Origin of the sequence: Streptomyces tibetensis (assembly GCF_007655005.1) — a bacterium.
Taxonomy (GTDB): domain Bacteria; phylum Actinomycetota; class Actinomycetes; order Streptomycetales; family Streptomycetaceae; genus Streptomyces; species Streptomyces tibetensis.
The window spans coordinates 429,465-443,380 of the sequence record NZ_SZVW01000003.1 but is presented as its reverse complement, the minus strand read 5'-3'; the positions used below and the strand labels follow the sequence as shown (position 1 = coordinate 443,380).

13 protein-coding genes are annotated in these 13,916 nt (G+C 73.0%); 6 read left to right on the top strand and 7 right to left on the bottom strand.

Features of this window, described 5'->3' with window-relative positions; genetic code table 11:
* Positions 1-20: 20 nt before the first annotated feature.
* The 5 genes from FDO69_RS06960 to FDO69_RS06935 form a co-directional block, all read right to left on the bottom strand.
* Positions 21-887 (bottom strand): SGNH/GDSL hydrolase family protein, encoded by an 867-nt coding sequence (locus FDO69_RS06960; protein ID WP_104778850.1) that lies wholly within the window; start codon positions 885-887, stop codon positions 21-23.
* Complete coding sequence (locus tag FDO69_RS06955; protein WP_104778849.1) at positions 884-2,080, bottom strand: glycosyltransferase; 1,197 nt, start codon at positions 2,078-2,080, stop codon at positions 884-886. Before FDO69_RS06955 ends, FDO69_RS06960 begins: the two co-directional genes overlap by 4 nt.
* The gene (locus FDO69_RS06950; RefSeq protein ID WP_104778848.1) at positions 2,077-3,204 is read right to left on the bottom strand and encodes a glycosyltransferase family 4 protein; all 1,128 of its coding nucleotides are present in this window, start codon (positions 3,202-3,204) and stop codon (positions 2,077-2,079) included. Before FDO69_RS06950 ends, FDO69_RS06955 begins: the two co-directional genes overlap by 4 nt.
* 194 nt (positions 3,205-3,398) lie before the next feature.
* A complete protein-coding gene (locus FDO69_RS06945) occupies positions 3,399-4,817 on the bottom strand; it encodes a HEAT repeat domain-containing protein (RefSeq protein ID WP_104778847.1) in 1,419 nt (472 codons plus the stop codon).
* Between the two features lie 301 nt (positions 4,818-5,118).
* The gene (locus tag FDO69_RS06935) at positions 5,119-5,511 is read right to left on the bottom strand and encodes an ankyrin repeat domain-containing protein (RefSeq protein WP_104778845.1); all 393 of its coding nucleotides are present in this window, start codon (positions 5,509-5,511) and stop codon (positions 5,119-5,121) included.
* A gap of 296 nt (positions 5,512-5,807) precedes the next feature.
* Here FDO69_RS06935 and FDO69_RS06930 point away from each other — a divergent pair, with 296 nt between their 5' ends.
* Both FDO69_RS06930 and FDO69_RS06925 read left to right on the top strand, forming a co-directional pair.
* Positions 5,808-6,002: a hypothetical protein gene (locus FDO69_RS06930; RefSeq protein ID WP_030843336.1), complete on the top strand. Its 195-nt coding sequence runs from the start codon at positions 5,808-5,810 to the stop codon at positions 6,000-6,002.
* Between the two features lie 51 nt (positions 6,003-6,053).
* Complete coding sequence (locus FDO69_RS06925) at positions 6,054-7,847, top strand: hypothetical protein (RefSeq protein WP_167526534.1); 1,794 nt, start codon at positions 6,054-6,056, stop codon at positions 7,845-7,847.
* Positions 7,848-7,931: 84 nt separating this feature from the next.
* Here FDO69_RS06925 and FDO69_RS06920 read toward each other — a convergent pair whose 3' ends face one another.
* A complete protein-coding gene (locus FDO69_RS06920; RefSeq protein ID WP_104778844.1) occupies positions 7,932-9,431 on the bottom strand; it encodes an SCO1417 family PLP biosynthesis transcription factor in 1,500 nt (499 codons plus the stop codon).
* A gap of 99 nt (positions 9,432-9,530) precedes the next feature.
* On the opposite strand from FDO69_RS06920, the gene yczE reads away from it, so the two are divergent.
* The 4 genes from yczE to FDO69_RS06900 all read left to right on the top strand — a co-directional run bounded on the left by yczE (position 9,531) and on the right by FDO69_RS06900 (position 13,184).
* Positions 9,531-10,184: a membrane protein YczE gene (yczE, locus tag FDO69_RS06915; protein ID WP_104778843.1), complete on the top strand. Its 654-nt coding sequence runs from the start codon at positions 9,531-9,533 to the stop codon at positions 10,182-10,184.
* Positions 10,181-10,948 (top strand): glycerophosphodiester phosphodiesterase family protein, encoded by a 768-nt coding sequence (locus FDO69_RS06910; protein WP_104778842.1) that lies wholly within the window; start codon positions 10,181-10,183, stop codon positions 10,946-10,948. Before yczE ends, FDO69_RS06910 begins: the two co-directional genes overlap by 4 nt.
* Before the next feature lie 248 nt (positions 10,949-11,196).
* The gene (locus FDO69_RS06905) at positions 11,197-12,543 is read left to right on the top strand and encodes an MFS transporter (RefSeq protein ID WP_104778841.1); all 1,347 of its coding nucleotides are present in this window, start codon (positions 11,197-11,199) and stop codon (positions 12,541-12,543) included.
* A gap of 266 nt (positions 12,544-12,809) precedes the next feature.
* Positions 12,810-13,184: an RNA polymerase-binding protein RbpA gene (locus FDO69_RS06900; RefSeq protein WP_030247095.1), complete on the top strand. Its 375-nt coding sequence runs from the start codon at positions 12,810-12,812 to the stop codon at positions 13,182-13,184.
* A gap of 147 nt (positions 13,185-13,331) precedes the next feature.
* On the opposite strand, the gene fxsA is transcribed toward FDO69_RS06900, so the two are convergent.
* Positions 13,332-13,907: an FxsA family membrane protein gene (gene fxsA / locus FDO69_RS06895; RefSeq protein WP_104778840.1), complete on the bottom strand. Its 576-nt coding sequence runs from the start codon at positions 13,905-13,907 to the stop codon at positions 13,332-13,334.
* Between the last annotated feature and the right edge of the window lie 9 nt (positions 13,908-13,916).

The window sequence follows — 13,916 nt, the reverse complement described above, 5'->3', positions numbered from 1 at the left end:
CGCTGAACCGTCCGGGCCGGTCACGGACGACCGGCCGGGGCGGCCGACAGGCCCGCCAGTGCGGCGGACACCGCGGCCGAGGCCCGCAGGTCGAGCCGGGCGCTCGTGCCCCGGGCGCGGTGCCGGAGTTCGTCGGCGGCCAAGGAGAGGAGCTGGGGCAGCAGATCGGTGCACCGACGGGCCACCCAGCCGGTGCCGGCCGTGGCGAGCCACCGCAGGCTCTCCGACCTGGTCGGGTCGGGGAACTCCGGCTCGGCCGAGGGCGCGGGCCCCGTCGCGAGGCCGTGCTCGGCGAGCAGCTCGTGGAAGCGCAGGGCGAGTCGCCGGTGCCCGCGTTCACCCGGATGCAGCCGGTCCGCGCTCCACAGGGCGCGGTCGGTGACCCAGTCGCCCTCGCACGCGTGCAGGTGCAGCGCCGCGTACCGCTGGGACAGGGCGTGCACGACCGTGTTCACGGCTCGTTGCCGCCGGGCCAGCGGGTGGGCGAGAGCCCCGGGCAGGCCGAGCACCGTGCCCGGGTCGGGCAGGCAGGCGGTGAGCAGGACCGCGCCCTGCTCACCGAGGGCCGCGTACACCCGGTCGAGCCGCGTGGCCACGGCCCCGATGTCGAAGGTGCAGCGCAGGGTGTCGTTGACACCGACGACGACGGACACCAGGTCGGGCCGCAGCTCCAGCGCGGCGGGCAGCTGCCGCTCCAGGACGTCCCGGGTCTGTGACCCGCTCACCGCGAGGTTGGTGAACCCGACCCGCTCCCCGGCGAGCCCCTCCGCGAGCAGCGCGGCCCAGCCACGCCACGCTCCGTCACCTACGGGATCCCCCACGCCCTCGGTGAGCGAGTCCCCGAGGGCCACGAACCGCAGGGGCCCCTCGTGCCGCGGGGGTCTCATGCCACGCCCCGGGGCGCGAACGGCCGGGCGGGACGCACCGGGACGGCCGCGTCGTGCGCGGCGAGAAACGCGTCGACCGCCGCGTCCCACCCGAAGCACTCCGCACGCGCGCGTGCCGCCTCGCGCCGGTCCGCTTCCAGGCGTTCCAGCATCAGGTCCACGGCGTCCGCGAAGGCCTCCCCGTGGTCCGCCGCGACGGCACCGGCGGAACCGATCACCTCCGACAGCGCGGACGAGGCACTCGCCACCACGGGCGTACCGCAGGCCATGGCCTCCAGCGCGGCGAGCCCGAAGGTCTCGGCGGGCCCCGGTGCCAGCACCGTGTCGGCGGACGCCTGGAGCGCGCCGAGCAGCCGGCGGTCGGTGACGTGCCCGAGGAAGGTGACCGGCAGGCCGCTCTCGCGCGCCCGCTGTTCGAGCCGGGTGCGCAGCGGGCCGTCCCCGGCCACCACCAGCACGGCCCGGCGCCCGCGCCGCCGCAGCGCCTGCAGGGCGTCCAGCGCCGTGCCGGGCCGCTTCTCCACGGACAGCCGCGAGCACATCACGAGCAGCGTCTCGTCCTCGCGCGCGTGCCGGGCCCGTATCCCCGGGTCGCGCAGCGCAGGGTGCCGCTGCACCAGGTCGACGCCGAGCGGTGCCCGGACGACGTTGCGGGCCCCGATCCGCACGAACTCCCGCTCGGCGAACTCGGTGGTGCACACCACGCGCGCGTAGGTGTGCGCCGTACGGACGTTGAGGGCGTCGGCGGCACGCCGGGCGGCCCCCTCGGGCAGGCCCCAGGTGCGCAGCACCCCGTCGGCCGTCTCGTGGGAGACCATCACGGCCGGGACCCGGGCGCGCCGCGCCCACCGGCCGGTCCACCTCAGGGTCGTCCGGTCGGACACCTCCAGCCGGTCCGGTGCGAGCTCCTCCAGGAGCCGCGCCACCCGGCGCTTGTCGACGAGGACCCGGTATCCGCCGGTGCCGGGCAGGAGCGGCCCGGGCAGGGTGATCACCCTGCCCTGCTCGGTCTCGCGGTCGCTCATCCGCTCGCCGGGGATCACGAGGACGGGTTCGTGCCCCGCTGCCTTGAAGCCCTTGCCGAGTTCGCGCAGCGCGGTGCGCAGTCCGCCGGACGAGGGGGCGACGAAGTTGGCGAGCCGGACGATCCGCAGCGACCTGCGGTCGCCGCTGCCGGAGGGGGAGTCGCTCATGCCGCCACCGCCGTCCGGCGTCCGGCGAGCACCTGCGTGTAGTGCTCGATCAGCCGGTCGCCCACGGCCGCCCAGGTGCGGCCCTCGACGGTGGCGCGCCCGGCGGCGCCGTAGCCGGCCCGCAGTCCGGCGTCGGCGGCCAGGGAACGCACGGCGTCGCGGACGGCGGTCGCGTCGTGGGACGGGACCAGCAGCCCGGTGTGCCCGTGTGCGACCAGGTCGAGCGGGCCGCCCGCCGCGGGCGCCACCACGGGCAGGCCGCTGGCCATGGCCTCCTGGACCGTCTGGCAGAAGGTCTCGAAGGGGCCGGTGTGCGCGAAGACGTCGAACGAGGCGAAGATCCGGGCCAGGTCGTCACCGGTGCGCCGGCCGAGGAAGACGGCGCCGGGCAGGGCCTGTTCCAGGCCGGGCCGGCTGGGGCCGTCGCCGACGATCACGACCCGCACGCCCTCCAGGCCGCAGACACCGGCGAGGAGTTCGACCTGCTTCTCGGGGGCGAGCCTGCCGACATAGCCGACGATCAGCTCGCCGTTCGGGGCGAGTGCGCGGCGCAGGGCCTCGTCGCGCCGGTCGGGCCGGAACCGTTCGGTGTCCACACCGCGCGGCCACAACCGGAGCCGGGGCACCCCGTGGGTCTCCAGGTCGTGCAGGGCCGCGCTGGACGGGGCGAGGGTGAGGTCGGCGGCGCCGTGCACGGCACGGATGCGCCGCCAGGCGGCGGCTTCCCCGGCGCCCATGTACGTACGGGCGTAACCGGCCAGGTCGGTCTGGTAGACGGCGACGGCGGGGATGCCGAGGCGCGCGGCGGCGGCCATGCCCCGTACGCCGAGGACGAAGGGGCTGGCGAGGTGGACCACATCGGCTCGGTGCTCGACGAGGGTGGCGGCCAGGCGGCGGCTGGGGAGGGCGACGCGGACCTGGGGGTAGCCGGGCAGCGGGAGGGAGGGGACGTGGACGACGGGGCACGGCGCGAAGGCGTCGGGCTTGTTCCCCGGTGCGGGGGCCGGGGCGACGACGACGGGGGCGTGACCGCGATCGACGAGGTGCCGGGCGGTCTGGAGCGCGCAGTGGGCCACGCCGTTCACGTCGGGGGGAAAGGATTCGGTCACGATGACGACACGCATACCGGTGTTGTCGCCGTGCCGGACGTGCCCGCGTCAACGTGGATCTTTCCGGACGAGGAACGTCCCATGAGCGTTCTGAGGTGCACCCACGCAGGTCGGGCGGTGTCCATGCCCTCCTGCCCCGCGGGTCACCCCCCGTTCACCCTGGAGGCGCGATTCCGCCCCGGCATTCCGTCAAAAAGAGCATCCAGCGGTTACACCGCGGTCTCCTCGGGACCGATCCTGCTGCGTACGGCCGTCTGCACCTCGGCCTCCTCGGCCGGGTCGGAGGCGAGCCGGCGCAGTCGCTCGACGACGCGGGTGTCTCCGGTCTCGGCGTGCCGGGCGGCGATCTCCCGGGTGGTCTCCTCGCAGTCCCACAGGCACTCGACGGCGAAACCGGCGGCGAAGGAGGGGTCGGTGGCGGCGAGGGCCCGGGCGGCCCGGCCGCGCAGGTGGGAGGAGGCCGTCTCGCGGTAGACGTGGCGCAGTACGGGTGCGGCGCAGGCGATGCCCAGCCGTCCGGTGCCGTCCACGAGGGTCCACAGGGTCGGTGCGTCGGGGCCTTCGCCCCGCACGGCCTCGCGCAGGGCCGTGAGGACCAGGTCACGGTCCTGGACCCCGCCCCGGCAGGCGAGCACGCGCCCGGCGGCGGCGCCCAGCGGGTCCGGGCGCCGGGCCCAGCCGCGGGCCCGGTCCACGGCGGCCAGTGAGCGCATCCGCTCGAAGGCGTCGACGGCCGCGTCCACGACGAGCGTCGAGCCGTTGGCCACGGCGCCCTCGATCAGATCGAGGGCCTCGGGATCGTTGCCGTCGGCGAGGTACCGCAGAGCCGTACACCGTGCTCCGTCGGTGCCGTCCTTCGCCGCCTGAACGATCTCGGCCCGGTCCTCGGGTCCGGCCACGGCGCTGAGACAGCGGGCGGCCGGCACGTGGAGGGCTGCTCCCCGCTCGATGCCCTGCTGGGCCCATTCGAAGACGGCCTGGACGCTCCAGCCCGGGCGGGGGCCGGAGGGGCGCATCTGCCGCTGCCAGCGGTCGAAGCAGCCCGTCTCGTGAGCGGCACGCACACGGGTGGCGACGGATTCGCGCGGATCCTCGGCCCACAGCCGCCAGGGCCGGGGCTCGAAGGCGTCCCGGACGGTGGCGGCCAGCTCGGCGTCTCCCTCCGGGTCGGCCGGGAACCGGGCGAGGACGGGGGCGGCGAGGGCGCGCAGGCCCGCGTCGTCGTCCCTGAGGGCCAGCTCGTCGAGGGCCCAGGCCCAGTTGGAGCCGTGGGCGGCGTACCTGCGCAGCAGTTCGAGCGCGTCCCGCCTGCCGTAGGAGGCGAGGTGCCCGAGGACGGCCAGGGCGAGCCCGGTGCGTGACTCGTCGCTGTCGAGGACGTCCTCGGCGCCGAAGAGATGGGCCTCGACCTCGTCCAGCTCGCCGTTCAGGTCGAGGTAGAGGCGGGCGTAGTAGAGGGAGCGGTTCTCCACCTGCCAGTCGTGGCGGGGATCGCGCAGCACACAGTGGTTCAACGCCGCCAGCGCCTCGGGGCGCGGGGCGGTGAGCGCGTGCAGCGTGCCGTCGCCGCGGCCCCGCTGGAGCAGGCCGAGCAGCGTTCCGCTGGGCGCTATGACCGGATCGAACATGGGAAACAGCCTCACATCAAGCGTCGACGCAACCGGGGACGTGTACTACCTGGCCGCGTGACAACACGTCGGGGCGCCCGCCGTTTCCTGCTTGCTGTAGACCATCTTCCTCTGCCTCTCGTCGGTGGCCCTTGCGGACCGCGTCACGGCCCGCGCGGTGCGGCAAAATCTGCCCGACCATCACGTCCGTGAACCACGTCGTCATGATGACTCGGCACTTCCGTCTGCCGCGACCGAAATTTCGGCGGCCCTTTTACCGCCTCCCCCGATTTCGTTGTCGTTCCAGGTCAGACCGGTCGGCTCAGTGCTCGCCGAACAGTTCGAGCAATTCCGTCCGGCCGAACATCCGGGCGGTGTCGACCGCCGAGGGCGTGCCCGCGGACGGGTCGGCGCCGCCCTCCAGAAGGGCTTTGATCACGTCCGTCTCGCCTTTGAAGACGGCCCCGGCGAGCGGGGTCTGGCCTCGGTCGTTCACGCGGTCGGCCTCGGCGCCGCGGTCGAGCAGGGCGCGCACCGCCTCGGAGTGGCCGTGGTAGGCGGCGAGCATCACGAGCGAGTCGCCGCGGTCATTGGTGAGGTTGGCCGGAACACCCGCGTCTACATAGGCCACGAGCGGCTCGGTCTGTCCCCGCCGGGCCAGATCGAAGACCTTGGTCGCCAGCTCCACGACCTCGGGGTCGGGGACTTCGGTCATCGGGCGGACCGCCTCTCCACTACGCATCGCCTCCGGTGTGTACGCCTGCGAGGGCGCAGCCGTACGAGTGAATCGCCAGGGTACTGGCTGGCGCTGCACATGACCCGATGTGCCCGAGGTAAAGATCAGCGCAGACCGGGACAAGCGCGACCATCCAGCTCGACCGGGCCCGGACCACCTCACCGCACAGGGGAAAACGTACGAATTTCACCCAGTTGCACCTTTTATCGTATGGATACAAGCTGTGAGCCTGGAAGTACTCATGGTGACTGTCCCCGCGAACCAGGAGATCTCAAATGATCCTCTCCATCTCAGGCGTGGTCCTGCTCGGCATCGTCGTCTTCATCTTCTTCCGCAAGGACGGCCTGAAGGCGTCGCATGCCGTGGTCGCCATGCTGTTCGGCTTCTATCTGGCGAGCACCGCCATCGCCCCGAGCATCAAGGCAGGCGGCGAGAGCCTGGCGAGCCTCCTCGGCGGAATCAAGTTCTGACGCGCTCGTCCCCGTACGCACCCCGCCCGTACGCACTCCCTGGAGGCAGTAGTGGCCCGGCGCCCCCTCCCCCGCATTCTGAGCAACGGCAGCGCGCAGCTCGCCCGGAGCCGGGAGCTGGCCCGGACGGCCGCCGACAGCGCCACCGACGTCCTCCACCCGCTGATCACGATCACGCGGGGTCTGCGCCGGCTGGCAGCGGCCGGGCGGCGCAGATGGACCGAGACCCCCAAGGAGCGACGGGGGGCGCTGCTGTTCCTGGTGGCCTCCGTCGTCCTGGTCGTGGCACTGGCGCCGTACGGACCGCTGCTCGCCGCCATCACCCTGATGGCGGCGGCGGCCTGGCAGGGCCGGGAGCGCTCCACGGCGGCGTCGGACGGGCCCGACGAGTCGCAGACCCAGCGGCTGAAGTCGCTGTACGACGCGCTCGTGCCGTACTTCTCCGCCGCCGAGGACCCCGAGCCGCTTTACTCCCACGGCGGTGCTTGGGACAAGGCCTTCCCCACCTACGCGTTCGACGGCGGCGGCCGGATCTCGCAGCTGGTGGTCCGCTACCCGGCGTACTTCACCGACGGCGAGCCCGAGGCCCGCGCCCGGATCGAGAACCTCCTCGCGGCCAAGTCGGGCCGGGGCCGCGAATACCACTTCACGTGGGACGAGGAGGGCAACCAGTTGACGGTCGGCGTGCTCCTGCCGCTGCCCGTCGACATCGCCGCCCAGCGTTTCGTCACCACCCCCGGCGAGACGGTCCTGGGTTTCACGGACCCCACCCGGGTCCAGCGCACACTCCCCGTCACCTGCGGGGAGCGGCAGCGGGACGTGCCGCCGGTCGTCTGGCGCACGGGCCTGCGCTCCACCGAGCCGCACCTGCTCGCTCTCGGCCAGCCGGGCAGCGGCACCTCCACCCTGCTGCGGTCCATCGCCCTGCAGGCACTGCGGCACGGCGACGTGGTGATCGTCGACGGCGGCGGCACCGGCGAGTACGCCTGCCTGACCGGCCGGGACGGCGTCCTGGCCGTCGAGGCGGGGCTCGCCGGGGTCACGGCCGGCCTGGAGTGGGCCGCGACCGAGACCGAGCGCCGCCTCATCGCCGCCAACCGCGCCCACCAGGCGGGCGATCCACCGCCCGACGACACCAAGCGCCCGCTGTGGATTCTCCTGGACCGCCCGACGGCGTTCACCCACCTGGCCGCCGCCGACGGCCGCAAGGATCCCCAGTGCCTGCTCCAGGTTCCTCTCCGGCACGGCCGCCCGGCGAACGTGACGGTGGTAGTGGCCGAGCAGCTGGACAGCGTGGACGCCCTGAGCGATCCGGTTCGCCAGCACACCCGCGCCCGTGTGGTCCTGGGCCCGGCCACGGCGGCCCAGCTCGAGTCGGTTCTGGGCGCGCCCCCGCGCACCACTCCGATCGACGAGCTCCCGCCGGGCCGCGGATACGCGCGCCTGGGCACGGGCCCGGTCCACCGCCTCCAGGTCCCGGCCACGCCGAACCCCTACGACGACGCCACGCCCGACGCCCTCTGCGAGGCGGTCCTGGACCTCCTCCCACCGCGCACGGCCCCGGCGGACGGGGAGACGATCCCGGAGCAGGACCCGCCGGAAGGCAAGTCGGCACCGGTGCCGACGGACGAAGAAGCGGAGCAGGACCCGGCGGATGCGCAGTCGCAGCAGGCGGCGCAGGCCATGGCGAATGAGCCCCTGCCGGACCCGGTACCCGTCCTCACCAAAGAGCCCCTGCCGGACCAGGTACCCGTCCCGACCAAGGGGCCCCTGCCGGACCAGGAACCCGTCCTCACCAAAGAGCCCCTGCCGGACCAGGTACCGGTCCTGACCAAGGAGACGTAGCCGCGGACGGCATGCCGCTGGGAGTGCACAGACCCCCCAGCAGCCCCGTCAGCCCAGTCAGCCCAGTCAGCCCCGTCCGCCTGCCTACGCCACGAACGTACGCGGCGCCTCCGCGCTCCCCACCGCGCCGCTCTCCACCAGTCCCGCCGCCGCGGCCAGCCGCACGGCCGCCTCCTCGGCCACCGCCCCGCCCACGGTGAACGGCAGCCGCACATACCCCTCGAACGCCCCGTCCACCCCGAACCGCGGCCCGGACGGCACCCGCACTCCCACGCGCTCCCCCGCCTCGGCCAGCCGCGACCCCGACAGACCCCCGGTCCGCACCCAGAGCGTCAGACCGCCCCGAGGCACCTCGAACTCCCACGCGGGCAGCTCCCGCCGCACCGCGGTCACCAGATCGTCCCGGTTGGCCCGGGCCTGCTCCCGCCGCACCTCCACGGCCTGTTCCCAGCCTCCCGTCCCGAACAGCCAGTTCACCGCCAGCTGCTCCAGCACCGGTGTGCCGAGATCGGCGTACGCGCGGGCGGCGACCAGACTGCGGATCACGTCCGGGGCGGCCCGCACCCACCCGATCCGCATCCCGGCCCAGAAGGCCTTGCTCGCCGACCCCACCGTGACCACCGTGGACCCGGCCGGGTCGAACGCGCACACCGGCCGCGGCATCCGCACCTCCGGATCGAGCCACAGTTCACTCATCGTCTCGTCGGCGATCAGCACGGTCCCCGCGGACCTCGCCGCGTCCACCAGCCGCCTGCGCTGGTCCTCGTCCGCGAGCGCCCCGGTCGGGTTGTGGAAGTCGGCGACGACGTAGGCGATGCGTGGAGCGGCGTCCCGCAGGACCTGCCGCCAGCGGTCCATGTCCCACCCGGTGAGCCCCTCGGCCATGGCGACGGGCACCAGCCGCGCCCCGGCCTCCCGCATCAGCTGGAGGATGTTGGCGTACGAGGGCGACTCGACGGCGATGCGTTCGCCCCGCCCGGCGAACAGATGGCAGATGGCGTCGATCGCGCCCATCGCGCCGGTCGTCACCATGATCTGCTCGGGCATGGTCGGGATCCCGCGGGCGGTGTAGCGCTCGGCGATCATCGCCCGCAGCGCGGGCAGTCCGGCGGGATAGTCGCCGTGCGTGTGCGCGTAGGGCGGCAGCTCCTCCAGGGCGCCCTGAACGGCCCGGGTGAGCCAGGGTTCGGGAGCGGGGAGTGCGGCGCAGCCGAGGTCGATGAGGGAGCCGAGTGCCTCCGGCGGCAGGGGCTCGAGACCACGCGCGGGCAGCGGGTTGCCGGCCGGGACGGCGGTCCAGCTGCCCGCGCCGCGCCGGGACTCCAGGAACCCCTCGCTGCGCAGCGCCTCGTACGCGGCGGCGACCGTGGTGCGGCTGACGGACAGGGAGAGGGCCAGTTCGCGTTCGGCGGGCAGCCGGGCCGCCACCGGGACACGTCCCTCGAGCACCAGCAGGCGGATGCCGTCGGCGAGCGCGCGATAGGCCGGCGGCCGGCGCGTGCCGGGCCCCGCCGGGCGGTCCTGCTGGGAGCTGAGGAGCCGCGCGAGCTGTGCCGCACCCACGGCCGAGGTCCATTCCGCCATCGAAATCAGTCCACCTTCCCCGGATTGGCCATGGATGGCCTCTCCATCCAAGCCACAGGGTGTCATGAAGCAGTCCACTACCACCACTGGGGGCACATCATGGCCACGCAGGGGCGCCTCGCCCGTCGGCTCGTCCAGCTCTACGCGGGTCTCGCGCTGTACGGCGCGAGTTCTGCGCTGCTCGTCCGGTCGGGGCTCGGGCTGGAGCCGTGGAACGTGCTGCACCAGGGTCTCGCCGAACGGACCGGTCTGTCGATCGGTGTCGTGCTGACCCTGGTGGGCGCGGCGGTGCTGCTCGCGTGGATCCCCCTGCGGCAGCGGCCGGGCCTGGGCACGATCTCCAACGTGCTGGTCATCGGCATGGCGATGGACGCGACGCTGGCGCTGGTGCCCGACGCGCACGGTCCGGCTCCGTGCATCGCGCTGATGGTGGCGGGGATCGTCCTGAACGGCGCGGCGACCGGCCTGTACATCGCGGCCCGCTTCGGGCCGGGCCCGCGCGACGGCCTCATGACCGGACTGCACCAGCTCACGGGCGTCTCGATCCGCCTGGTCCGCACCGGCATCGAGCTCGCGGTCGTGGCGACCGGCTACGCGCTGGGCGGCACCGTCGGCATCGGCACCCTGCTGTACGCCCTGGCGATCGGCCCGCTCGCCCAGATGTTCCTGCGGGTGTTCGCCGTCCGCCGGGCATCCGGCGGCGGCACGGCCGTTGCCACCGGTCAACCCCGAGGAGTGATACTGCGTTCGTGACCCCGCGGATACGCCATCCCTACCTCGACCATCCCGGCCCGATCGGCTTCGCCCACCGGGGCGGGGCCGCGGACGGCCTGGAGAACACCGTGCGGCAGTTCCGGCGCGCCGTCGAGGCGGGTTACCGGTACATCGAGACCGACGTCCACACCACCCTGGACGGCAAGCTCGTCGCCTTCCACGACGCGACGCTGGACCGGGTGACGGACGGCGGGGGCCGGATCGCCGACCTGCCGTGGCACGAGGTACGGCAGGCCCGTGTGGCGGGCGAGGAGCCGCTCCCTCTCTTCGAGGAGCTCCTGGAGACCTTCCCCGACGTGCGCTGGAACGTGGACGTCAAGGCGGAGGGCGCCCTGCTGCCCTTCCTCGACCTGGTCGGGCGGACGAACTCCTGGGACCGGGTGTGTCTGGGCTCGTTCTCCGACGCTCGGGTGGTGCGCGCCCAGCGGCTGGCCGGCCCGCGCCTGGCCACGTCGTACGGCACACGGGGCGTGCTCAACCTGCGGCTGCGCTCCTGGGGGCTGCCTGCGGCGGTGCGCCGCTCGGCGGTGGCCGCTCAGGTCCCCGAGATCCAGTCCGGCATCCAGGTCGTGGACCGGCGCTTCCTGCACACCGCCCACGCGCGCGGGCTCCAGGTGCACGTGTGGACGGTCAACGACGCCGAGACGATGCACCGGCTCCTCGACCTGGGCGTGGATGGCATCATGACCGATCACATCGACACACTGCGCAAGGTCATGGAGGACCGCGGCGTCTGGGTCTAGGGGGCATCTGACGGATCTCCGTGGAGGAAGGAGCGGCGTTCGGCGCGTGCTCTCGGCGTTCCGGGCGGAACGTCTCGTGGCGGAGCCACCAGGCCTTTGTCCGGCGCGGCGAGTGGGGGGTGCCCCCTGCTCGAGCGGAGTCGAGAGCTTGGGGGAGCGTGCCGGGCGTCGCGACACCACGGAGATCCGTCGGAAGCACCCTGCCCCGGACCCCTCCCTCCGCGCGTTCAGGGGAAGCGAGGGCACGGGTGAGCGACGACACCGTGCGGACACCACCGGCCGACGGGGCCGCGGAGCTGAGACGCGAACAGCGCGGCTGGTACTACTACGACTGGGCCTGCTCCGTCTACTCGACGAGCGTGCTCACCGTGTTCCTCGGCCCCTACCTGACCTCGGTCGCCGAGTCGGCGGCCGACGCCGACGGTTACGTCCACCCCCTGGGCATCCCGGTGCGGGCCGGGTCCTTCTTCGCGTACTCGGTGTCCCTGTCGGTGATCGTGGCCGTCCTGGTGATGCCCCTGGTCGGCGCCGCCGCCGACCGCACCGGCCGCAAGAAGCCCCTCCTCGCGGCCGCCGCCTACACCGGCGCCACGGCCACGGCGGCCATGTTCTTCCTGGACGGCGACCGCTACCTGCTGGGCGGTGCCCTGCTGGTCGTCGCCAACGCCGCGCAGTCCGTGGCGATGATGCTCTACAACTCCTACCTGCCGCAGATCGCCCCGCCCGAGCAGCGGGACGCGGTGTCCTCCCGTGGCTGGGCCTTCGGCTACGCGGCGGGCTCACTGGTCCTCGTCGCGAACCTGGTCCTCTACAGCGGGCACGAGGGCTTCGGCCTCTCCGAGAGCACGGCGGTCCGCATCTGCCTGGCGTCGGCCGGCCTGTGGTGGGGTGCGTTCGCCATCGTCCCGCTGCGGCGGCTGCGCGATCGCGGGACGGCCGGCCGGGAGGCGGCCCTCCCGGGCTTCCGGCAGCTGGCGGCGACCGTCCGCGGCATGCGACGCCATCCGCTGACGCTGGCCTTCCTGCTCGCGTACCTCGTCTACAACGACGGCATCCAGACGGTGATCTCGCAGGCCTCGATCTACGGCTCCGAGGAACTGGGGCTCGGGCAGTCCACGCTCATCGGCGCCGTCCTGCTGGTGCAGGTGCTGGCGGTGGCGGGCGCGCTGGCCATGGGCCGGCTGGCCCGGGTGTACGGGGCCAAGCGCACGATCCTGGGCTCGCTGGTCGCCTGGACGGTGACGCTGGCGGCCGGGTACTTCCTGCCGGCCGGGGCGCCGGTGTGGTTCTACGCCCTGGCCGCCGGGATCGGCCTGGTGCTCGGCGGCAGCCAGGCGCTGTCCAGGTCCCTGTTCTCCCATCTGATCCCGCCGGGCAAAGAGGCCGAATACTTCTCGGCGTACGAGATGAGCGACCGCGGCATGAGCTGGCTCGGGCCGCTGCTGTTCGGCGTGACCTACCAGCTGACGGGGAGCTACCGGGACGCGATCATCTCGCTGGTGGCCTTCTTCGTCCTCGGGTTCGCCCTGCTCTCCCGCGTCCCGGTGCGGCGTGCGATCGCCGAAGCGGGGAATCCGGTTCCTGACAGGATTTAGCACTCGGAGCGAAAGGGCTGTAGTGTACGCGTTTGGCCTGCCAGGCGTACCGTTACTGCGCGTCAAAGATGCCGAAACGCTGGGTTATATCTGTTATCAGATGTGACAAACCGGGCGCTGGTGGGTACAACAAGGGCGGCTACGACGGCGACGCATGACCCGGAACGGGACCCGGAACGGGAATCTTTACCGCCGACCGGACGTTGACCGGATGACGACGACAGCGACACCTGTCCTGTGGGCGACAAGCCCGGGAGGCACGATTCATGAGTGAGCGAGCTCTTCGCGGCACGCGCCTCGTGGTGACCAGCTACGAGACGGACCGCGGCATCGACCTGGCCCCGCGCCAGGCCGTGGAGTACGCATGCGAGAAGGGGCACCGGTTCGAGATGCCCTTCTCGGTCGAGGCGGAGATCCCGCCGGAGTGGGAGTGCAAGGTCTGTGGGGCCCAGGCACTCCTCGTGGACGGCGATGTCCCTGAAGAGAAGAAGGGCAAGCCCGCGCGTACGCATTGGGACATGCTGATGGAGCGGCGCACCCGTGAGGAACTCGAAGAGGTCCTCGAGGAGCGCCTGGCGGTGCTGCGTTCCGGCGCGATGAACATCGCTGTTCATCCCCGTGACAGCCGCAAGTCGGCCTAGTCCCCCAAGGCCTGGCCCGAACAACAGCACAGCACAAGACCGCGGGCGCCGTACGTGAAGTACGGCGCCCGCGGTCTTGTCCATGTCCGGCTACCCCGGGGCGCGGGTCGGAGAACGGCCCCTCGGCTGCGCGCTCCCGGGGACCGCTCAGTGCGTCAGCGGCGGGCGCGGCTGCTGCGGGGCGTCGCCCGGCTCGTCCCTGACGACCTCGCCCTGGACGACCTTGCCGTCGGGCCGGTGCATACGGGCCTGCTGGAAGGCACCGCCCAGGCCGCCCGCGCCGGCCTCCCGGAGCTTGCGCTCGAAGGTGCGCTCCGCCGAGCGGCTCACGATCTTCTGGACCGGCGGCAGCAGCAGGAGCAGGCCCACCGCGTCCGAGACCAGACCGGGGATCATCAGGAGCAGGCCGCCCAGCATCATCAGGCCGTTGCCCTCGCTGTTGGACCGGCCCGCTTCGGACATCACACCGCTCTGCTGCTGTTGCAGCGCCTCGGAGAGCTTGCGGAAGGCCCGCCGTCCGGCCCGCTTGATGACGACCGAGCCGAGGACGAGACCCGCCAGCAGAAGGAGGAAGACCACCAGCCCGCTGGTCGCCCCCGCGACGAGGGTGAGCAGCCAGATCTCCAGCACCAGCCATGCGGCGACGCCCAGCGGCAGGAACGTACGCAGCCGGGAGCGCTTGGGCCGGGCAGGGGACAGCGGGGTCTGAGCGCCAGTCGTCATGCGTCCAGT